Annotated in this window: 21 protein-coding genes; 10 read left to right on the forward strand and 11 right to left on the reverse strand. The window is 48.6% G+C overall.

The genetic code is table 11. The annotated features are described in order from the left end of the window. Window positions 1-279 precede the first annotated feature (279 nt). On the forward strand, window positions 280-1,371 hold the full coding sequence (locus H6G00_RS10305) for a polysaccharide pyruvyl transferase family protein (protein WP_190796664.1): 1,092 nt from the start codon (window positions 280-282) through the stop codon (window positions 1,369-1,371). Window positions 1,372-1,485: 114 nt separating this feature from the next. On the opposite strand, the gene H6G00_RS10310 is transcribed toward H6G00_RS10305, so the two are convergent. Then, window positions 1,486-2,151: a HupE/UreJ family protein gene (locus H6G00_RS10310; protein ID WP_190686264.1), complete on the reverse strand. Its 666-nt coding sequence runs from the start codon at window positions 2,149-2,151 to the stop codon at window positions 1,486-1,488. A 37-nt stretch (window positions 2,152-2,188) separates the two neighbouring features. Between H6G00_RS10310 and H6G00_RS10315 the strand changes: the two genes are divergently transcribed. Further along, window positions 2,189-2,332, forward strand: a complete 144-nt coding sequence (locus tag H6G00_RS10315) for a hypothetical protein (protein WP_190643688.1) — start codon at window positions 2,189-2,191, stop codon at window positions 2,330-2,332. Between the two features lie 191 nt (window positions 2,333-2,523). On the opposite strand, the gene H6G00_RS10320 is transcribed toward H6G00_RS10315, so the two are convergent. Both H6G00_RS10320 and H6G00_RS10325 read right to left on the reverse strand, forming a co-directional pair. Further along, complete coding sequence (locus H6G00_RS10320; protein WP_190796665.1) at window positions 2,524-4,272, reverse strand: ABC transporter ATP-binding protein; 1,749 nt, start codon at window positions 4,270-4,272, stop codon at window positions 2,524-2,526. Window positions 4,273-4,353: 81 nt separating this feature from the next. Continuing rightward, window positions 4,354-5,358, reverse strand: a complete 1,005-nt coding sequence (locus H6G00_RS10325; protein ID WP_190796666.1) for a YdcF family protein — start codon at window positions 5,356-5,358, stop codon at window positions 4,354-4,356. 549 nt (window positions 5,359-5,907) lie between these two features. On the opposite strand from H6G00_RS10325, the gene H6G00_RS10330 reads away from it, so the two are divergent. Continuing rightward, on the forward strand, window positions 5,908-6,360 hold the full coding sequence (locus tag H6G00_RS10330) for a hypothetical protein (RefSeq protein ID WP_190796667.1): 453 nt from the start codon (window positions 5,908-5,910) through the stop codon (window positions 6,358-6,360). A 139-nt stretch (window positions 6,361-6,499) separates the two neighbouring features. Here H6G00_RS10330 and H6G00_RS10335 read toward each other — a convergent pair whose 3' ends face one another. Next, window positions 6,500-7,597, reverse strand: a complete 1,098-nt coding sequence (locus H6G00_RS10335; protein WP_190796668.1) for a tetratricopeptide repeat protein — start codon at window positions 7,595-7,597, stop codon at window positions 6,500-6,502. A gap of 57 nt (window positions 7,598-7,654) precedes the next feature. Beyond that, window positions 7,655-8,419, reverse strand: coding sequence for a 16S rRNA (uracil(1498)-N(3))-methyltransferase (locus tag H6G00_RS10340; RefSeq protein WP_190796669.1), 765 nt, complete (start codon window positions 8,417-8,419; stop codon window positions 7,655-7,657). Between the two features lie 241 nt (window positions 8,420-8,660). Between H6G00_RS10340 and cobA the strand changes: the two genes are divergently transcribed. From cobA to H6G00_RS10355, 3 genes are all read left to right on the forward strand, one after another. After that, window positions 8,661-10,247 (forward strand): uroporphyrinogen-III C-methyltransferase, encoded by a 1,587-nt coding sequence (gene cobA / locus H6G00_RS10345; protein WP_190796670.1) that lies wholly within the window; start codon window positions 8,661-8,663, stop codon window positions 10,245-10,247. A gap of 4 nt (window positions 10,248-10,251) precedes the next feature. After that, a complete protein-coding gene (gene coaE, locus H6G00_RS10350) occupies window positions 10,252-10,914 on the forward strand; it encodes a dephospho-CoA kinase (RefSeq protein WP_190796671.1) in 663 nt (220 codons plus the stop codon). A 217-nt stretch (window positions 10,915-11,131) separates the two neighbouring features. Then, window positions 11,132-11,689: a hypothetical protein gene (locus H6G00_RS10355; RefSeq protein WP_190643696.1), complete on the forward strand. Its 558-nt coding sequence runs from the start codon at window positions 11,132-11,134 to the stop codon at window positions 11,687-11,689. 11 nt (window positions 11,690-11,700) lie between these two features. Here the strand turns inward: H6G00_RS10355 and H6G00_RS10360 are convergent, their stop codons facing one another. The 3 genes from H6G00_RS10360 to H6G00_RS10370 form a co-directional block, all read right to left on the reverse strand. Beyond that, window positions 11,701-12,735: a hypothetical protein gene (locus tag H6G00_RS10360; protein ID WP_190643697.1), complete on the reverse strand. Its 1,035-nt coding sequence runs from the start codon at window positions 12,733-12,735 to the stop codon at window positions 11,701-11,703. Window positions 12,736-12,797: 62 nt separating this feature from the next. Beyond that, entirely contained in the window at window positions 12,798-13,682 is an 885-nt protein-coding gene (locus H6G00_RS10365) for a hypothetical protein (RefSeq protein WP_190796672.1), read from the reverse strand. 250 nt (window positions 13,683-13,932) lie between these two features. Continuing rightward, window positions 13,933-14,742: a TIGR01548 family HAD-type hydrolase gene (locus tag H6G00_RS10370; RefSeq protein ID WP_242042218.1), complete on the reverse strand. Its 810-nt coding sequence runs from the start codon at window positions 14,740-14,742 to the stop codon at window positions 13,933-13,935. Between the two features lie 213 nt (window positions 14,743-14,955). On the opposite strand from H6G00_RS10370, the gene H6G00_RS10375 reads away from it, so the two are divergent. Beyond that, window positions 14,956-15,255: a 30S ribosomal protein PSRP-3 gene (locus H6G00_RS10375; protein WP_190643700.1), complete on the forward strand. Its 300-nt coding sequence runs from the start codon at window positions 14,956-14,958 to the stop codon at window positions 15,253-15,255. Window positions 15,256-15,466: 211 nt separating this feature from the next. Here the strand turns inward: H6G00_RS10375 and H6G00_RS10380 are convergent, their stop codons facing one another. The 3 genes from H6G00_RS10380 to atpD all read right to left on the reverse strand — a co-directional run bounded on the left by H6G00_RS10380 (window position 15,467) and on the right by atpD (window position 18,887). Beyond that, window positions 15,467-16,753, reverse strand: a complete 1,287-nt coding sequence (locus H6G00_RS10380; protein ID WP_199318420.1) for a glycosyltransferase family 4 protein — start codon at window positions 16,751-16,753, stop codon at window positions 15,467-15,469. A gap of 253 nt (window positions 16,754-17,006) precedes the next feature. Beyond that, window positions 17,007-17,420, reverse strand: coding sequence for an ATP synthase F1 subunit epsilon (atpC, locus tag H6G00_RS10385; protein WP_190796674.1), 414 nt, complete (start codon window positions 17,418-17,420; stop codon window positions 17,007-17,009). A 9-nt stretch (window positions 17,421-17,429) separates the two neighbouring features. Beyond that, a complete protein-coding gene (gene atpD / locus H6G00_RS10390) occupies window positions 17,430-18,887 on the reverse strand; it encodes a F0F1 ATP synthase subunit beta (protein WP_190643703.1) in 1,458 nt (485 codons plus the stop codon). A 270-nt stretch (window positions 18,888-19,157) separates the two neighbouring features. On the opposite strand from atpD, the gene miaB reads away from it, so the two are divergent. The 3 genes from miaB to H6G00_RS10405 all read left to right on the forward strand — a co-directional run bounded on the left by miaB (window position 19,158) and on the right by H6G00_RS10405 (window position 21,287). After that, window positions 19,158-20,513: a tRNA (N6-isopentenyl adenosine(37)-C2)-methylthiotransferase MiaB gene (gene miaB, locus H6G00_RS10395; RefSeq protein WP_190643704.1), complete on the forward strand. Its 1,356-nt coding sequence runs from the start codon at window positions 19,158-19,160 to the stop codon at window positions 20,511-20,513. Window positions 20,514-20,663: 150 nt separating this feature from the next. Then, a complete protein-coding gene (locus tag H6G00_RS10400) occupies window positions 20,664-20,873 on the forward strand; it encodes a hypothetical protein (RefSeq protein WP_190643705.1) in 210 nt (69 codons plus the stop codon). Further along, entirely contained in the window at window positions 20,874-21,287 is a 414-nt protein-coding gene (locus H6G00_RS10405) for an HNH endonuclease signature motif containing protein (RefSeq protein WP_190796675.1), read from the forward strand. It abuts the gene before it with no gap. The last annotated feature ends 191 nt before the right edge of the window (window positions 21,288-21,478 follow it).

The following is a 21,478-nucleotide window of genomic DNA, read 5'->3' on the forward strand; positions in this document are numbered from 1 at the left end:
CAGCAGGTGAAAGAGAGACTTGATGCTTTAACACCAGAAGTAATCTTCTCGATTGTAGGGCGACGGTCTATTTTAGATGCCTTATCTGTAGCTGAACTTTAGAGAATTGGTATTATTTTTCAGATCTCAGAGCTTAGGTTTAAGTCCTGTACTTCTATTCTTAAGTATCCGGACTTAAATCTAGTACCTGCTCAAAATCTGCTTTTTCCCGGTATATTAAGTTGTTCCTCAAAAGAACGCCTTCTGAAAGAGTAACGGTGTGTTATTAACAAAATACAAATGAAAGTAGGAATTTTAACCTATCATCACACGACAAACTATGGTGCAACTTTACAGGCATACGCTCTGCAAAAGGCTGTTAAAAGTAGGGGACATAGCGGTGAGTTAATCGACTATCGACCCGTTGCCGCCGTTAGGTTTTATCGAAAAGATATTTATCCTATTCGCGCTAGCAAACATTGGCTAAGATGTGTAGCAAAATCTTGGAAGATGGCAAGATTTCTGCGATCTCAAACTCAGTTAAGCAGAGATAAGGCTTACACCAGAGATAATATAAGAGCCAAATTTCAACATTATGATGCTGTCATTGCAGGTAGCGATGAAGTTTGGAAGATCAAATCAGTCCGTGGTTACGATCCCTCATATTTCTTAGATTTTATTTATAAACCAAATACTCTTAAAATCAGCTATGCCCCTAGTTTTGGGAATTTAGATGCGCTAGGTGCAGAACGAGAGGAAATTTGTCGTCTCATTCATGATTTTGACTCACTCTCGGTGCGAGATACAAACAGCTTGCAGTTGCTTAAGAATGAATGTAACAAGCAGGCAACACGAGTGCTTGATCCTACATTTTTGACTAATTACGAAGACATTCTTCTTAAGCCCCGTCTTAAGAAGGATTATCTGTTGATTTATTACGAAACTAGACTAAAGAAAGAACAGGAATCGTTTATCAAGGAAGTGGCTCGCATCAAGAAGTTGACCATTGTCTCTATCGGGTATTACAACCAGGTTGCTGACATCAATTTGGTTGGTGTTAGCCCGCAGGAGTGGTTAGGTTATTTTGCTAATGCCTCTTACGTCATTACAAACTTCTTCCACGGAACGGTATTCTCTATTATTTTTAGGAAACCGTTCACCGTATTTAGCAATAAATACAAAGTGCGTAAAGTATTGGATTTGTTGAATCATTTAGGGTTGGGCGATCGCATTATTTTGGCTGAAGCCGAGTCTGAACTAGTTCCCGACAATTACTTAGAGATTGATTACTCTCCTATAATCCCCAAGCTGGACTTAGAGATTCAGAAATCTCAAGACTTTTTGTCTACCGCCTTAAGTTCAAACTCTGCATCAACGGTTCAGGAGCTTTGAAGTGCGATCGCCAGCTAACCCTTGTGTGTACTGAATGGAATAGCGGAGCTAGTCTCAGTTCAGAAATATCTGTCGCCGGTGACGCTCACCGTTAGACAGACACTTTTCTGCCTGTTAACCCACGAGCGAGGTTGTCAAAAATACCAGTCCGGCTGCACAGATGGCTAAACCAGAAAAGCGGATGGCTGTCGGTTGACCGGGAGTTCTTTGAAGAATGGCTTTGCCGATTTGCTGAGCAACTGCGGCGATGCCGAACTGAATTAGCGTGAAGCCTACCAGGTAGGACAGGATAGGAGCCATTTCTGCACCGATGACTGCTTCACCGTAGGCATAACCGTGGAAGAGTCCGGCGATCGCCCCTAGTTGCACCATCATCAGCAAATTCAGATTCTTCTCAAATAGCAGCATTGCGCCAAATGCCACGACTGAACCAGCAATCACTAACTCAGAAGCAGGCAGGTTCACTGATGCCAGGTGCAGACTGGTTCCTAGCATTGCAGTAAGCAAAAACGCGGCAACGACAAAAATTCCCCGTGCTTGTCTGGCAGCAATCAAACCAATTGCAATAACAAAAATGAAATGATCCAGCCCAATCACGGGGTGCCCCAGCCCTGAGAGAAATCCTTCTACAAAATTAGTTGGAGCCTTGCCGCCAAAAGGGTGGTGAGCCATTGCCGGAAGCGTTGTGGCTAACCAACTCAACCCGGTGAGTGAAACAACAGCCCACAGACGATTTAAACTTTGAGTCGATTGAGTGGATGTAGAACGCAGAATTGCCATAATCTGTACCTCGCAGATAAACAAAGGCAGATCATCGATGGGTATTCTGGCTGGAAGTCAAAAGCTGGCTTCTTCACAGTTGCGAGACAGCGACGGATTTGCACCGTTGCCTGGTGCGATCGCAGGCATGACTTTCCCCAAACCCGGTATTTCCAATAAGGGCAAAACCTTAAGAATTTAACCGATGGCTTCCAGGAGGTGATTCCCCCTTAGATCGATGAAGCGAAGCAATCATATCACTGTTCATTTGCTGAAAAGGACAGCTTTAAAATTCTTGTTCAATCTGCAACAGTTCTAACCCAGCTTTAGAGTGAGTGATCGGTGGGAGGCGCATTTCTCTAGAATGCGCCTCCCACAAGCTGTCTGGGCTTGCTATTGCAGGATCTCCTCTAGTTTGTGCTGCTCCCAAAGGGTCTGGTATAAACCTGATTGTGCTAGCAGTTCAGAGTGCTTGCCCGATTGAACGATCCGTCCCCGATCCATTACCAGAATGCGATCGGCAGTTGCTGCTGCCGAAAGCTGATGGGAAATGAAAATGACGGTTTTGCGACGGGTGCCTTCAGAGAGATTTTTGAGAATTTCGGTGGCGGTCTGGTTATCTACGCTGGAGAGCGAATCATCCAGGATGAGAATGGGGGAATCGACTAACAGCGCTCGGCTTAGAGCTGTGCGCTGGCGTTGTCCACCGGAGAGCGTGATTCCACGCTCTCCCACAACGGTTTTGTACTGCTGCGGGAAGTTGAGGATTTCGGGGTGAATTTGGGCTTGTTTAGCGGCGTACTCTACATCTTCCTGTTCGGCTAGGGGGTCGCCGTAGCGAACGTTGTTTTTGATGGTGGTGCTAAACAGGAAGCTGTCTTGAGGGACATAGGCGATCGCCGCCCGCAAGTCCTTGAGCCGCACCTGGGTAATATCATAGCCATCGACAAACAGTTGACTGGGCGCAATGTCGAGCAGGCGGGGTAGGGCATTTGCCAGAGTACTTTTACCAGAACCGATTGGGCCAACGACTGCAACCGTTTCACCCGGTTTGATCGTGAAGCTAACTGCATCCAAAGCTGGAACTTTAGCGCCAGGGTAGGTATAGCTCAGGTTTTGAGCGCTCAACCAGCCCTTCACCTCAGATCGAGGGAGTGAGACTGCGCCTGGTGCATCCTGCACTTTTGGCTCAACCGTGAGAATTGATTCAATCCGGTCAATGCTGACCTCTCCTCGCTGGTAGGCCGTGATCGTAAAGCCTAGCAGAGCAGTGGGAAACACGAGCCGCTCAACGTAAAGGAGCAGCGCGATAAAATCCCCGATGCTAATGATGCCATCCGCGATCGCCCCTGCCCCTGCTCCCAAAATCACCAGTAAACTGACGCTAGCCAATCCACCCAGCAAGGGAAATAGCGTATTTCGAGTTTTGGCTAACTTCAGGTTTGCCGCCAAAAGCTGTTGGTTAAACTCTTTAAAGGCGCGACGTTCATTGTCTTCCTGAGCGTAGATCTTGATCAGGGCCATGCCGCTCATGTCTTCCTGAATCAGTTCGCTCAGGCTAGATGTTTCTTCCTGCACCTGAAGCTGCTCGTTGCGAAGGCGATTACTAAAACTCTGGACGAGAAACAGCATGATGGGGTAAATGGCGATCGCCAACAAGGTCAACCGCACATTGATCCCCAACATCACAGGCAGCGTCAGTGCATAGGCAAAAACCGTATTTGCCAGACTCAACACGGCAAACCCTAACAGTCGCCGAATGTTATCTACATCACTAGTGGCTCGACTAATTAAGTCTCCAACTGTGTTGTTTGCAAAGTAGGCAGGCTCCAGCTTGAGCAAGTGATTAAAAATCTTTTGCTTCAGGTCAAACTCTACCTGTCTCCCCACCCCAAACAGGAGAATGCGCGAAGACATTCGCACCACCCACATTGCCGATGCCAACACCAAAATCAAGATGACGTAGTTCAAGATTTCCCTGAAACTGAACGTCACCTGAAGATCGTCAATGCCGTTACTAATCAGGATGGGAATATAAACCCCCACCGCATTAACGACTAGCAGCGCCAGAATTCCTAAAGTAGCCTGTCGCCAGTGAGGACGCAGGTAAGCAGACAGTTTGCTGAGTTGAGAACGAGCCATTGTAGAGCGCAAGGTAGAGCAAGTCACAGCCCGCCCAAAGGCGAGTCACTGCTTCAACCATCGTAACCGAGTCAGCGCTGACTAGATTCCCATTGGGTTAGACAACCATCCTCGTAAAAAGTAGTAAATCGAAGTCAGGTATTCATCGACAACGCGAGTCGTGAGAGCCAGCGCTTCTACACTGGGGATAAAGTCTGCAATTCTGAGTTGAAAATCTTCACTACCCGGTGGTGCAAGAATAGAAAAATCTGTAGGTCTGGGAATCGTCTCTATCCCCAACTGGGCAAAGGTAGAGCTTGCTCTGCGGATGTTAATCGCAGAACCGACCAGAACAACCGACGCATCGTCACCCAGTCCCTGATCCTCTAAAATTTCGGCAACTTCTCTGGCACTGGTGCGGGCACCGGCACTCTCAGAATCAATTTCAATGCGGTTGCTAGGTACTCCCATTCCAGCCAGCAAATTAATGATTGATTGAACTTCACCCGTATCTTCCCCCTCCCGATCTTGCAGTCCAGCACTGACGATAACCAGGGGATTTGTTCCCGCATCCCGGTAGAGGCGTGCGGCATAGAGCAATCGGGGAGACAAGCTAGTGCTAATGCCATCTTCATCTAGCTCGGTTCGCGTTCGATAGGAAGAGTCCAACAACCCTGAGCTGTCTCCCAAAACGACGATCGCATCAGCAGCAGTCAGAGCCGGAACATTATCGTTAGTGGCAAATGCCTGAGCCGATCGCTCAGATTGGGAGGTTAACCAGTAGGCTGTCAGCGGCAGGCTGGAAAAGAGCAAAATTAATGCTGCTGCCATAACCTGGTTGCCAACGACCGCTTTCAACCCCGACCGCAACGCACTAAGTAGCAGCAGGAGTGCCAGCCCCAGAGGTTTAAGTGGAATCGACAGAATTTGCCAGACAGCCCCGACCGTGTCGTCAGTCGGGTTGATAAAAGCCAGGATGACAAAAGTAAAAATCAACAAGCCTCCCAGCCAGGTCAAATAGATTCTGGGAATGACGTTGAGAAAAATGCGCCAGAGAATGATACCAATTAGAGCCCAAAGTAAAATTCGGGTTAGCAGTTCGAACATTGCTGCCTTATCCTTGTGTCATCTGCATGTCATCTTGCGTAATTGTCTGGTCACTGCTTTACCTGAGATGAATTTGAGCATCGAGGTGAAGTTCCCGGACTTCAGTTCATCCTGTCAACCAGTAACACTGCTGTCTGTCAAGCAATTATGGCAATAGATAGCCATAGACTGATCCAAACATGCGAATTTTACTCAAAACTTACTCAAACCATACAGTTATTTTCTAGAGAATTAACAGCCTTGAAGCTAGCAGTTGCGTCCGTTCTGAGGGATTTGACTCAAAAGTAGCAGAGCCAGGAAACGGGCAGTTATTAAAGTGAGTTAAGGCTGAATTGATGCAGCTTAGGATTAATGAATGAATTTTTGTAACAAAATATTAAATTTTTTTGTAAGGGGGATTGAGAAAGTCTCATAATTTTCTGATAGAGATTGCTTGAGTTCTATTAAAGTCTTGATTTGGATTATCTTTAGCTTTCAAGACAGTCTCAAGTTTAGTGTTGAGCTATTAAAGTAAACTCGATAAGGTAACGATTAGGAGCGATCGCGGCAATGGGTTTCATCAAAAAAATTATCGGCAACCTCCTGGCCTTTCTAGGTGGTTTATTTGGTTCCTTTAGCAAAGTTTTAGGGTTAAAAAAATCCGGTTATTTCCTTGAACTGGATGAGTCCAAGGACGAGCCACAACCCTCTGCACCTGCGAATACTGTTTCTACTGCTGCCTCTAATGGCGCTTCTCCTAAGCCGGAACCCGCCAAGTTAGAACCTGCCAAGGTACAGCCTGCACAGCCTGCAACTAAAACTGCTCAGGTCAGCGTAGTTGAGCAAAAGGCACCTGATACTTCTGTGCCTGAGTCTAAGCCTGCAGTTCCACTGAATACTCCTCAGCCTGTACCGACTTTTGCGCCTGAGTTTCTCATGCCTACTGCCAGTCAAAACGGTCGCCGTCGTCCTGGGCCTAGCATGGGCTACTTCTTGGACATGGCAAAGAAAGTGAAAGCCTGACAGCAGTATTGAGAAACTTTTGTTGACAAAATAATTTGAAGATGGAGGGCTGAGCACTGTTCCAGCCCTCTTTTTTAACCTCATTTAGGCAATAGTTTCTACACAAAGAATTGGTAATAGTAAGCTTTAGTGGTCTGTTTCAGGAAGAATGGGCTGTTTCATGCAGGAAAATCAGGCTGCTGTAGAGTTGAAAAGCTGGGTCCCAATTGCTTTCCGCTTTGCGCAGTAATCCAACATGGGCATTAAGACCACCTACCAGATCGAGAGGGTCAAGGGCTGTTTCAGCGAAAGGAGTAAAATCAGCCCAAAGGGGAACTTCCGTCAGGTTGTGATCTAGAAAACCGAGAAGACTGTTCCAGTTGATCCGATTTGTGACCTGAAGTTTTTTTACCTGAGTTTGATCAGCCTGAAAAGGAATACCCTGCTGAAAATGATAAGTGGTGTCACAGATTCTCAAAATACAATTGCGCCCTGGTAGGTGCAGGTCACAAATTTGAGCATAATCTTGAGTTTGCTCTTTGCGCTTGAGCCGATTACGGGCATCGAGATCGACCACATCTTCAAAGATTGGCAGTCGTCCTTCAACTCGTCGCGTCACCTCAGACCAGTTGAACGTAAGAGAGCCAAGTTGATCCGCCTCATTTTGGCAAACTACCGTAGGTTGGGGATCAGCCGTTTTGAAATAATGGATGCGAAATACCCGAATCTTAGCGATCGCCTGCAAATTCATCCAAAAAACTGGAATTCCGCTTTGCCGTAGCTCTTGCCCATAGACCTGAATTTCAGCCGCAGAACCAACCCGATAGAGCCGCCAGCCTCGACTCGGCAAATGCAGCTGAGCCGTGTAGGGGTCAAGCTTCATAATGCGAGCAAAATTACGAACCGCAGAGGGTCTAGTTGCACCACTGATTGGCTCCAGCACCAAAAATGCTGATCCCGTATTCGTCGGATTTGCCTTTGCCTGAGCGATCGCCTCCTGCCTACGTTCCTGATTAGCTGCCTGCAAGCGCTGTAATCCTTGACGAGCCTGAATTGCAACCTTAGGATTCGTCGTTTCCTTTAGCAGTTTCCGATAAATCGCCTCAGCAGATTCCGATTCTTCAGAAACCTCATGCAGCCGAGCCGCATAGAACAGCACCCCCGGATGATTAGGAGACTGCTGCAACAGTGGTTTCAGTAAACGAGCAGCCGTTTGATAGTCCTGACGGTCAAAAGCAGCAGCGATTTGCTCAAGCATGGCTATTGGGCCAGTGGGGTGTGTTTTTAGCTTAGTACAGGGATTATGGGTTGGGGACTAGCGGTTGGGGATTTGGGAAGATTCGGCTGTGGCGGCGATTAGGGATAGGGCAGCAAGGGGCGCTGTCACAGCTCTGAGGATGCGTCGTCCCAGAGAAACAGGCTGGTAGCCAGAGGCGATCGCCTGCTCCACTTCCGATTCTGTCCAGCCACCCTCGGGCCCAGTTGCCACCACCAATCGAGGATTATGAGAATGATTAGATGCTGGTTGAGCCTGCAAACGGATTAGTAAATGAGGAGGGTTTCCCCGTGCCGCGCAGAGATAGCAGACTGCATTCGTAGAATTCCAGATTTTCAAAGCTTGCTCAAACGATAGGGGTGCAGAAACTTCAGGCACAACTTGCCGTTCAGACTGCTCAGCCGCCTCCTGAGCAATCCGCCGCCAGCGTTCCAATTTCTGGGCACTGGGGTTTAGCAGCGTGCGATCGCTAATGATGGGCAGAATTTGGCTAACCCCCAGTTCCGTTGCCTGTCGCACCACCTCATCCATCCCGCTTCCCTTCGGCAACGCTACCAGCAAAACCACCACCAGCGGCAGTTCAACCGGATCTTCCTGCATCAATTGCTCAACCACCACCACCTCAGACAAAGACTGCTCTAACTCAGCCAACCAAGAATTTCCCTGCCCATCCATCGCAATAAAGCGATCGCCCCCCCGCAGCCGCAACACCCGCGTCAAATAATGCTGCTGCTCAGCCGTTAGCATCACCCGTCGATCCAAAACCTGATGAGGGGCGATCGCTACCCGCTGCAACTGAGCCATACCAAGAACCCATACCCCAAAAGAGCAAAGAACCCTTGCCTCCCACCGATGCGAAGCGCGTCCCGCTACCCACCGATCGCCCCTTGCGGAGGGGGGCTGGGGGACGTGCTTCCCAGTGGGGGCTTGGGGGCAAAGCCCCCAAAGAAGATTCAGCAATGAACCCACAGTTCAGTACACATAGGATTATAGGAATAGAGAAGGGGCTAGGGGCTAGAAATGCAGGAGAGATGGGAGATGAAAGATGAGAGGTAAGGTTTACTTAGTAGGTTCTGGACCAGGCAGCATCGATTATTTAACCGTGCGAGCGCAGCAAATCTTAGCCCAGGCAGAAGTACTAATTTACGACGCATTGGTTGATGCTGCCCTATTGCAGCTTGTGCCACCCTGCCTCAAAATCGACGTAGGCAAACGCGGCGGAGAACCTAGCGTCGCACAAACCGAAATCAACCAACTGCTCGTCGAGCATTGTCAGCAAAACAAACAAGTTGTGCGGCTCAAGAGCGGCGATCCCTTCATCTTTGGGCGATGCACCGCAGAAATTGAAGCACTTAAAGCCGCAGATTGTGCCTTTGAAGTCATACCAGGGCTTTCCTCTGCACTCGTAGCTCCCCTATTAGCAGGCATTCCCTTAACCGATCCCGTGTTAAGCCGCTGCTTTGCCATCCTCAGCGCCCACGACCCAGACCTACTCAATTGGGAAGCCCTGGCACAAATCGAAACACTCGTCATCTTGATGGGGACAAAACACCTGCCCGAAATCGTGGAGCAGCTACAGCGTCGAGGGCGATCGCCCCACACCCCAGTTGCGATCATTCGTTGGGCCGGACAAACCCAACAGCAAACTTGGTTTGGCACTCTTGCCAACATCGTCCACCAAACTGCTCGTCAGTCCCTTTCCCCCGCTGTAATTACGATTGGCGAAGTCGTTGCACTACACCCCTATCTTCAACCCACCCCTGAAAATGACTTACAGCGTGACTCAAAACAAGCGTCTATCCCTGTGACTTCTCAACCCCCAATCTCCAACCCCCAATCCCTAACCCCCAATCCCCTGGCTGACAAGACCGTACTCGTTACCCGCTCCGCCGGACAGTCGAGCCAATTTGCTAAACTGCTTCAGCAAACCGGAGCAACCGTACTTGAAATGCCCGCCCTAGAGATTGGTCCGCCCTCTAGTTGGGATGCCTTAGATCAAGCGATCGCCCATCTGAGCAACTTTGACTGGCTCATTCTTACCTCCACTAACGGCGTAGATTACTTCTTTGAACGACTTACTGCTCAGGGCAAAGATGCCCGATCTCTGGCAGGTGTAAACATTGCTGTCGTTGGCAAAAAGACCGCTAACAGTCTGTCCCACCGAGGACTACAGCCCGACTTTATTCCGCCTAACTTCGTTGCAGATTCGCTCATCACGCATTTCCCAGACGTGGATCATCTAACAAGCAAAAAAATTCTGTTTCCCAGAGTCGAGAGCGGTGGGCGAGACGTTTTAGTGAAAGAATTTACAGACAAAGGGGCAGTCGTTACCGAAGTTGCAGCCTATCAATCCCGCTGTCCAGAAGCGATCGCCCCCGAAACACTTACCGCGCTTGAGCAAGGCAAAGTAGACATCATTACTTTCGCCAGTTCAAAAACCGTGCAATGCTTTCACCAGATGCTAGGAGTGAAAGTCAACCATTGGCTCAACCACGTCTGCATCGCTTCTATTGGCCCCCAAACCTCAGCAGCCTGCGATCACCTACTAGGGCGCGTTGACATCGAGGCAGAAGAGTATACTTTGGAGGGGTTAGTTCAAGCGATCGTACAGTGGGCTAGAGTTTCTGGCTAGACAGATGAGCGACCAGCAACAGCAGTATGCCTCCGACCGACAGCGCATCATTGGCTTAACAGGCGGAATTGGCATGGGTAAAACCACCATTTCAGATTATCTAGGCAACGTTCACAAACTGCCCGTCTTAGATACTGACCTCTATGCACGAGAAGCCGTAGAGCCAGGATCTACAGTTTTGACAGAAATTACAGAACGCTATGGTTCAGGCATATTGCTCCCAAACGGCTATTTAGACCGAAAACGGCTAGGTGAAATCATCTTTGATAGTCCAGCAGAGCGGCTTTGGCTAGAGCAACGAGTTCACCCCTATGTGCGCGATCGCCTGGAGAAAAACCTGCAAACCCTCCTGACTCAGCATCATTCCACCGTCGTGTTAGTGATCCCGTTGCTATTTGAAGCTCGCATGACTGACCTCGTCACCGAGATCTGGGTCGTGCGCTGTCCTGAAGCCAGACAGATCGAGCATCTGATGCAGCGTGATCGCCTCACACTAGCGCAAGTCCAATCCAGAATCAGCAGCCAGATGCCAATTGAGCAAAAAGTTGGTCGGGCTGATATCGTGATTGAGAACTCAGCCGATCTGGAATCCCTCTTTCACCAAGTGGATCTAGCCTTGGCTCAGTCCGTTCCACCCAATGTTGTTGCATCCCAGCAGCACCCTTAGACCTACCAAAAGCCTAATCAGGCAGAAAATTAGAGTTCGCTTTCAAACAGCCCCCGCTTAGCGAGTCGCCTAATTTGCCAGAAGTCTAATGATAGATTGGATGAACGACTGGCAGCACTGAGACAATCAGTGCTCTTACTGGCGAAATATCTTTAAGTTGAAATAGCTTTTAGGTAGCTTGTTTTGGATACCCTACTGTTGACCTAGAGAGAATTTCATGGGCGCAACACTTCAGCAAATTGCTTCCTATCTGGATAAATCAGGCTGGAAATATCGAGTAGATGAAGAAGAAAGCCGTATCCTCACAGGCGTATACGCCGACAACATAGAAGATTTCTTAATTGTCGTCGAGTTAGATGAGGATGGAGATTTCTTCAAGCTTTTTGCACCCAGAGTCCTGTCTGGCATTCAAGACCACCCTCACAAAGGGGCAATCTTGCAAACGATGCTGAGCATTTCCTGGGAAACCAAGATGCTGCAATGGGAATATGACCCCTCCGACGGTGAAATCAGAGCAATCATCGAGTTTCCGCTAGAAGACTCCACCTTGACCGAAAAGCAGTTCAACCGTTGTTTGCACGGACTGGTACAGATCGTTGACGAAATGGCAATGCCTCGGCTCAACGTGGTGATGGAGACAGGCAAAGATCCGGGCGACCTGGAAGCAGGAGAGCGACTGCTGTTGACGCTGCAAGAAGAAGCACCTGGGCTATTAGAAATGCTGGAGCGGGCAATGGAAGCCCGCAAACAACGAGGGCGATTTCCATCTAACTAGCTGCTTTCCGTCTAGCTAACTGCTTTTGATTTGCGACGGAGCCATTCGTCCAGGAGTTGCTTGCTGCCGCGCTCCTGTAACTCCCTCAACCGCAGCACGACATAACGACGCAGGTAAAAGGTTTTTCGGCTAAGTTGCGATGCAGACTGCCACCGCTGATAAGCTGGCACTGCGGTGTCCTTGAAGAAATTTTGCCATTCTTGCACAAGCTGTGCAGGCGTGGTCGCTTCGGCCCGTATTTTGCCGTTCTCAACCATAGCTCGACGCAGCTCTGGATTATCTCGAAGCCGCTTGAGTGCCTGTAGAGCCTGTTCTGGAGAAGTGATCTCGATGTAATCTAGCTCATTCTGGCGTTCTGCTTGAAAGGAGGTTTCCTCACCCAAAATGGCAGGAACGTGAGCGTGCCACGCATTGTAGAGCTTTAGCGCAGGTTTATGGGTAAAATCCTTGCGTTTGAAGTTGCGTACCGCTACAACTGCATCTGTGTCTCGATAGTCATTCCACTGCTCTGGGTCGACAATGCGCCAGGACAGCCCCAAATCTTTTAGTTGGTTCTGCCAATGCTCAGTTCGCAGTTCGGGTGCGAGATTCCAAAATAGTCCGAAATAGGCCACGTTTTCAAAGCGATCGCCTCGTGCTGGATCGCGTGGAATCAAACCCGTTTGTCGCCAGTGAGGGATGTAGTAGTGCGTGTACAGCGATTTAGGCTCCCTGGAATTCAGCACAACGTGAATCTGAGCATAGGGGTGAAAATCATAATTTGCCTTGTAGCAAATAAATAGCTGCTTAGGATTGGGGCGAAGGTGAAACGGAAAAGAGCGCCGATGGGCAACTACAATACCTTCACTTGGAATCTTTGTGACCAATTCGCAAGGAAAACCAGACTCTTTTAAGTGTAAGTAAGTTTGAATGATGCTGGAGTACATGCCAAACGTTACCTGATTCTCAACGTGGTAGTACCAATACTTATCGGCAACCATTGGCATGTCTTCGTGCCATGCATCCTTAGGGTAAAAGAAGTAAATCGGGGGCAGGCTGTTGTTCATAAGTGTTGTTTACCTGAGATGTGCAATATGGCTAGTCTGAAACCAATTGATAAAATCATGGTTTAGTGATGATAAAAGTTAGAATCGCTCACATACGTTGTAATTTTTAAGCGGGTCGTGTGATAGTGATGGCGAAAAAAACGAGATATTTTATCTATTGCTTTATGAGGCAATGAACGGTAGCGTTGCTCAACTTTTTGTTGCGTTTCAAAGTACTTTTGCTTGGCGGCTGGATCAGATTGCCCATTGGCGATTCTGACCTTCTCAATTCGATCATCAAAAAAGTCAAGTCCTTCCATTACATTGTGACGAATATGTAAGCCCGTTTTGACAGCAGCTAAGCCCATTGCATAGGTTGGGTGTTTGTGCATTCCAAGCAGTTCTGCATACAGTGCTAGCCGTCCCCATAGGTCAAGAAACTCTATCTCTCGACCAGAATCTTTCGTAATCACAAATAGAAATTCGTTAATAAACCTGATCTGGTCATCCTCTGGGTCGACGCCAACCTTGTGCGCCATTTTTTTATAAGTTTCAACAACTTTAACGGCTTTGGGATCGGGTGGATCGGTTTTGTTCAAGCGTTCTCGAATATGCTTGTTCATTGAACTACAGCTTCTAGCAGTTAAGCCCGGAAGCCACTGTATATTCCTTGGAACCGGGGCACAAATCCGTACATCTGCATCTAAATACATGCAGGAATTTGCCATTGTTAAGGCTTTGGCGATCGCAAATCGCCGCTCGTGATAGAGTAAAACACCTCGCCTTCTATGTCCAAAAGCCAGAACATTTTTGTGAGCCTTGAACTCGCTTACTTTGTCAGTAAAAAGTACAAAGGGAACGTCAGGGGCGTATTGCTCCAGATCTTTAGCAAGCTCCTTAGCTAAAGAACGGTAGGTATCACCAAATGCCAACGTGCAAAAGCAGAGATCAAGTTCATTCTGAGTCATAGCTTCTCAAACATTGCATTAAGTAATTACGAGTGAATGAAAAGTTCCAGAAGAAACATTCACTCATCGGTTCAGCTTATTGAGCGGCGTAACAATCTTTCGAGAAGAGGAAGAATCTTGCTCTTGTTTTTCCTATTTATATCCGACGTTCTTTAGGTGGTCTATAAAAATACTGAACTTTACCTTTTCTTCATAAAGAATCCGGTTTTTTTGTTTTTACTTAAATCCGACGAGTAGTGAAAGTTTTATTTTATACCTCTGAGCTGACAAGTTTCTTTATGTAATCCAGTGTCAGGTTCTTGACGTTGGCTAATACGACTGCTGCACCTGCATTGTTCAGATTTGTAGTGTAGGCTACAGAGTATTCGGCAGTGGTTTGGGCGTGAGGGGGCAAAATACCCACGCCAATCCAACGGCGAGACAAATCTATTCGACTGGCGTTTTGTACTGTGTGGAGGTCAGCAACCGTATCACCCAAATAGAGGACAGGGGTAGAGGATGCGCCAAAAGGTTCTAGCTGCTGCACAACTTCTATTAACCCAGCAGGGTCGGGCTTGCCAGGAGCATCTTCCATTGCAACTAGAACGGGCGATCGCAACCCCAACCGCTTTTCCAGCACGTAGGAAGCTGATCCCCGCGTAGCACCACTAAAAAAGCCCCAGGGAATGCCAGCTTGGGTCAGCAGATCAAAATAGTCTGCATTTAATAACAATGGCTCCTGGCAGATATAGCCTGTCCAGTGTTGCGGATCGGGCCCGCGATAGCGGCTTTGAAAGAAGGCAACGATGTCGTCGTAGTTGAGATTGAGGTGCGATCGCTCTACCCCCTGTGCCTCAAAATGGCGGTAGACCAATTCTTGTGACCCTTCCCAGTCGTTATTCCAGTGTCCTTCTGCTTTCAACGCATCAATATCGGTCGCCGAAGGGCGATAGGCACCTTGAGTGAACTGCTCCACCGTGTCCGCCAGTGCCCGCCGATAAGACCCGCCCACGTCTCGAATTACGCCGTCAATGTCAAATACTACAATCGCGGGGGGAAATGCCTGATTCTGCTTAGCCAACGACTGCGCCTCCTGTAATTTTGTGTTGGGGAAAAGGAAGGGGGAGAAAGGGTATGGAGCTATAGACCAGAACATATTTATAAGACTATGCACTGTCAAGCATCTACTATTACTCTTTTCTCCTCGCCCAATTTGGTTATCTGTGAATCCATGCTTTACCATAGTGGATTGTGGAGTTATCAGAAAACTGTTAGGAATTGTGGAGGTTGGCGTTTGTCAAAGTTTATTTTGAAGGTTCTCTGGCTTGAGAACGATGTGGCGTTAGCGGTTGACCAGGTGGTCGGCAAGGGCACCAGTCCGCTTACGTCCTATTTCTTCTGGCCCCGGAATGATGCCTGGGAACAGCTCAAGACTGAAATGGAGAAAAAGCACTGGATTGCTGAAGCAGACCGGATTGAACTGCTCAACAAAGCGACTGAGGTGATCAACTACTGGCAAGAGGAAGGCAAGCGCCGCCCTATGTCTGAGGCTCAAGTGAAGTTTCCCGAAGTGGTTTTCACAGGTAGCGCTTAGTTGCACTCAGAGCGTAGTTGAACATCAGCGATAAAGGGTTTCAACCGAATGGCACTGAGATAAGGATTCAGCGATCGCCAGAAGCTTTGAAAAACTGTAAGGTGGGCGCTGCCCATCGCTCTTAAGTCAGTGCCATTCAGCTTAAGCCCTTTGTCCCAAAAATATATTCATACCTATATAACTGTGTAGATATGCAAAAACGGTATAAGCCTTATTGCAGCAGCACAGGACGCATTGAATCTTTTACATAGCTAAGCAGTTTAGCAGCACGATTTTCCCAAGAAAATTGCTGAACATAGTCAATCATATGGCTGTAGCCCTCTGATTTTCTGGGGTAAGTTTCTAAAACCTGCTGAATGCATCTAGCAAACGAATCTGGGTTATCCGGCTCACACCAACCCGCAATAGCATTACAAGACTTGAACTCTACCAAAGAAGTAATTTCAGTCGCAACAATTGGCGTTCCTGATGCTAGGTAGTCAAACAGCTTAAGAGGAGACGTAAACGTTGAGGCTGGTCCAGAACAATGAGGATGAGCGAGCACATCGGCCGCCTGAAGCAACCCAGGAAGGCTAGTGTGTGAGAGGTGCCCTAAAAACGTGACGTTTCTAAGCTGTTTTTCAATTGCTAATTGCTTGTAAGCGGTTACTTGTGTTTCATCTCCGCCTGCAAATGCAAAATGGGCATGGGTAAGCTGTTGAGCCACATCTAGCAATAGGTCAACGCCTTTGAAGGGCAGTAGTGCTCCCGCATAAACGACTAGATATTGCTCATTGGTTAACAATTGCTTACGCCAGGTTGCAGCTTGTTCAGGTTGCCTGTTCAGAAACACACTGTTAAAGCCACTGTGAAGCTTAACGATCTTGTCGGCGGGCAGCCCATTCTGAATCATGCTCTCACGAACTGAATCTGCGACAGTTACAGCAACTTGCAGCAGCGGATTTTGGACGATCTCAGGATCAAACTGTTTCTCTTCGTGATGATGATGTTCATAAATTGCTGGAACTCCACATTTAATTGCTGATTCAACAAAATTCCAATCTCGTGAATGGACAATTTGAGCCGCAGGGCGAATGTGAATGGGGAAATAGTATTTTGCAATCAGTGTGCTGGGATGAGTTGCTTTTTTGAGTAGTTTGCTGGTTGATTTCAGTTTTGGGGTAGGAAGAGCAGCAACTTTAAGTTTTCCACGAAGATTGTAGAGGTTGATTAATTCTTCTGAAGGGGCTTGTGGTTGAAAGGGGCGCAGGAGATTCGTTAGGTTCAGTGCGCTTGGCTCTTTACTGAGATGAATTAACAGGCTGGGATACCCTAAATTCGCCATTCCGTCAGCTGAGTTTGCAGCGTGAACAAGATGAGCTGCACCGGGCTGTGGCATCACGTTTCGAGTGAAGAATATATAGTGTTTCAGCATAATTGAATTGGTAGATAGTGTTTTTGAGTCAGCTGTTTCCTCAGATGCTCTGCCCACCTGAACCATAATGCCGACCTTACTCATATCGGGTAGAAAGACAGTTCGGTTGAGCTCGCAACTCGAAGAGCATTGCTCCTTCGTTGCCTAGAAGTTGCTCACGCTTTATTTATATCTACTTATGCCCTTTATGCCCTGATTAATGGCATTAAAATTTAAGCCTGAGTAGCTCAGATTTTTCCTGGTAGAGACGCAATGAGTTTTGTCTCCGCTCGGAAAAAATAGAAAAGAGCCTCTCACATTGTGAGAGGCTCTTTTTCGTATAGCTCTATACCCAGCTTTAAGCCTGTCCCGTTCCTCCAGAAGCCTGGAAGCGGGCACGGGCACGCTTTAGCGCTTGGGTCGCTTGAATTTGCTGCTGTCGGTTGCCTGCTTCAACTTTGTTGAGGCGGGCTTCTGCTTCGCTGTAAGCAGTGCGAGCAGCTTCCCGGTCGATGGCGTCGCCACGTTCGGCTGCATTCACCAGGATGGTGACTTCGTTGGCTTCGACTTCAGCAAACCCACCCATGAGGGCGATCGCCACCCAGTCTTTGTTTGCCCGAACCCGCATCACGCCTGTATCTAAAGCAGTCAAAAGCGGTGCGTGTCCTGGCAAGATGCCCAGTTGGCCAGTCGTGCTAGGAAGAATTACCTCTTCAGCATCAGAATCCCAAACGGTCTTGTCTGGGGCAATTACACGAACAGTTAGTGCCATGACTTTATCCTACTTACCTTCAGCCTTCATCTTCTCGGCTTTGGCGATCGCCTCATCAATGCCACCTACCAGGTAGAAAGCTTGCTCTGGCAGATCATCCAACTGACCCGACAGGATCATTTGGAAGCCTTTGATTGTCTCGCTTAGAGTGACGTACTTACCAGGAGAACCAGTAAATACCTCAGCTACGAAGAAGGGCTGAGAGAGGAAGCGCTCGATTTTACGGGCACGTGCAACGGTCAGACGGTCATCTTCGGACAATTCATCCAGACCGAGAATTGCAATGATGTCTTGCAGTTCTTTGTAGCGCTGGAGGGTAGACTGCACCGCTCGTGCGGTGCTGTAGTGCTCATCGCCAACCACGCTGGGCTGAAGCATTGTGGAAGTAGAATCGAGTGGGTCTACCGCCGGATAAATTCCTTTAGCTGCCAGACCCCGAGAAAGTACGGTGGTTGCGTCCAGGTGAGCAAACGTGGTTGCTGGAGCGGGGTCGGTCAAGTCATCCGCAGGGACGTAGACTGCCTGGATGGAGGTGATTGAACCCTCAGTGGTTGAGGTGATGCGCTCTTGCAGGTCACCCATCTCTGTTGCCAGGGTGGGCTGATATCCTACCGCAGAGGGCATCCGTCCGAGCAGCGCTGATACTTCAGAACCCGCCTGCACAAACCGGAAGATGTTGTCGATGAACAGCAGCACGTCCTGCTTGTTGACATCTCGGAAATATTCAGCCATCGTCAGCGCCGACAGACCCACGCGCATTCTGGCTCCCGGTGGCTCGTTCATCTGCCCGTACACTAGCGCCACTTTGGACTCGCTGATGTTGTTAGCGTTGATCACGCCCGACTCTTTAAATTCGTTATAAAGGTCGTTTCCTTCACGGGTGCGCTCACCCACGCCACCAAACACCGACACTCCGCCATGCTCTTTTGCGATGTTGTTGATTAGCTCTTGAATCAACACAGTCTTGCCAACTCCTGCACCGCCAAACAGACCCACTTTGCCACCCCGACGATAGGGAGCCAGCAGGTCAATCACCTTAATTCCAGTCTCGAAAACTGAAGGTTTGGTTTCTAATTCTGTGAATTTAGGTGCAGCACGATGAATCGGGAAGAACTCTTCGTTATTGACTGGACCCAGTTCGTCTACGGGTTCACCCAAGACGTTAAAAATTCTTCCCAAGGTTGCTAGCCCGACTGGAACCTTGATAGCAGCGCCCGTATCAAGGACTTCCATGCCTCGAACCAAACCATCTGTGGAACTCATTGCCACAGCCCGAATTTGGTTGTCTCCTAGAAGCTGCTGCACTTCACAGGTAACCGAAACCTCTTGCCCGTTTGAGTTTGTGCCGCTGACTTTCAGGGCGTTGTAAATCTTAGGTAATTGACCATTGGGAAATCGAGCGTCGATAACCGGGCCAATGATCTGGGTAATGAAGCCAACGTTTGTCTTTTCTGCTGTAGTGACCATGCTTGCGCCTATTCTGTGATCAGCTTTTCTAGAAACTTGAAGACAGTCTTAAGAATTAAAATTTCCATCTCTCAGATTATCACTGAATGTAAATCTTTAACGAAAGCAAACTGCTGAAAAATTCGACGGATGGGGCGATCGCCCAAAATCTATAATAAAGTGCAGGCTTACTGCATTTTGCTTCTTCCTTCCCAAGGGCGAACAGCCGCTCGTCCCTACCAGCGATACAAATTTCCAAATCTCTTCTACGACAAAAAACGACTGCTCACTATGACCCATTCTTCGCATCGCTATCACATCACCACCTTCGGCTGCCAGATGAACAAAGCCGACTCCGAACGCATGGCAGGCGTTTTAGAAGAAATGGGGTTTGAGTGGTCAGAGGCTCCAGACGATGCCGATGTAATCCTCTACAATACCTGCACGATTCGGGACAATGCCGAGCAAAAGGTTTATTCCTACCTGGGTCGGCAGGCAAGACGTAAGCATGAGCAGCCCAACTTGACGCTGATCGTGGCAGGCTGCGTTGCCCAGCAGGAAGGGGAGGCGTTGCTGCGGCGGGTGCCCGAACTCGATCTGGTGATGGGTCCTCAGCACGCCAACCGACTGCGAGATTTGCTGGAGCAGGTGTTTAATGGCAATCAGATTGTGGCGACTGAACCCATTCATATCGTCGAAGACATTACTAAACCGAGACGAGACAGCAACGTCAGCGCCTGGGTAAACGTGATTTATGGCTGCAATGAGCGCTGCACCTATTGCGTTGTGCCAAATGTGCGCGGTGTAGAGCAATCCCGCACACCCGAAGCAATTCGGGCAGAGATGGAGGAGTTGGGGCGGCAGGGCTACCGGGAGGTGACGCTGTTAGGGCAAAACATTGATGCCTACGGGCGCGACTTACCAGGCGCAACGGCAGAAGGTCGCCACAAGCACACCCTGACTGATTTACTCTACTTCGTTCACGACGTGCCCGGAGTCGAGCGAATTCGCTTTGCCACCAGCCATCCTCGCTATTTCACGGAGCGACTGATTCGTGCCTGTGCTGAACTGCCCAAGGTGTGTGAGCATTTTCACATTCCCTTTCAGTCGGGCGACAACGAGGTGCTAAAGGCGATGAGTCGCGGCTACACCCAGGAAAAGTACCGTCGAATTATTGATACGATTCGCCGCTACATGCCCGATGCTTCGATCAGTGCGGATGCGATCGCCGGATTCCCCGGAGAAACTGAAGCCCAGTTTGAAAACACGCTGAAACTAGTTGAAGACATTGGCTTTGACCAACTCAACACCGCTGCCTATTCTCCCCGCCCTGGCACACCCGCTGCGCTCTGGGAAAATCAGTTAAGCGAAGAGGTGAAGCGCGATCGCCTCCAACGTCTTAACCATTTAGTGTCTATCAAAGCGGCGGAGCGATCGCTCCGCTACCAGGGACGCATTGAAGAAGTGCTAGTTGAAGACCAGAATCCCAAAGATCCGAATCAGGTGATGGGGCGTACACGCGGTAACAGACTAACCTTTTTTGAGGGAGCGATCGCTGACCTCAAGGGGCAAACCGTGCCTGTCAAAATCACCGAAGTTCGAGCGTTTAGTCTGACGGGTGAGCAAGTCCAACTTGCGGTAGTCTAACGGCGAGTTGGATAGCAGCAAGTAGCCTCAAAATTCTCACGGACAACCAGTTGTTTACCTGGTGTGATGTGCGATCGCAATACGTACACCATTTCAATTCCGTCACTTACAATGAGGCTACAGCACAGTCTCTATTAGGCTAACTGCTCTATGCCGGAAATTGTCGAGATTCCTATCGAACTAGCTCGGTTCCAACTTCCTCAAGCAGTTCAAGCACGTCTACAGTTCCTGCTGGATCGTCAGGATGAGGGACACACTTTGTCTCAGGCAGAACGACAGGAAGCGGAAGGGCTTGTTGATCTAGCAGAATTCCTATCCTTGTTGCGTTTACGCTCAACACGGGTAACGAAACAGACTTAAATGGGTACAATTTCTGCCTCTCTCCGCCGATTAGTGATTCAGAGAGCGGGTAATCGCTGTGAATATTGCGGGATATCGCAGATTGGACAAGTTGCTACTTTCCATATCGACCACATCATTCCTGTAGTAGCTGGTGGCGAAACAATTGCTGAAAATTTGGCTCTTGCTTGCGTCTCCTGCTCCCTTCGCAAGGGAGCGCGGCAAGTTCTTGAAGATTCAGAGACGGGTGAAGTTGTCTCTATATTTAATCCTCGCAAACAAGTCTGGAAGGAACACTTTGTCTGGAGGGATGTGCAAGTTATCGGGTTGACAGCTACGGGTAGGGCAACGTTGCAAGCGCTTGATTTGAATCGACCAGCTATGTTGGCGATTCGCACAGAAGAGGAACTGCTAGGTCGTCATCCACCACCGTAAATTTGCATCAACCAACTTTAAAAGAGCAAACCGCACCTGTCAAAATTATTGAAGACTGCGATTATCCAGAAGTACTTGTTATACCAATTCTTCAAAGTAAGGCTACAGATGGTATAAAGCTTTTGATGGGTTCAAAGACGAAGGATGGCAGGGGTATACAAGCTAGAGATTGGTGAGAGTGAGGAAGACCT

This window comes from Leptolyngbya sp. FACHB-541 (assembly GCF_014695875.1).
GTDB lineage: Bacteria > Cyanobacteriota > Cyanobacteriia > Elainellales > Elainellaceae > JAAUTN01.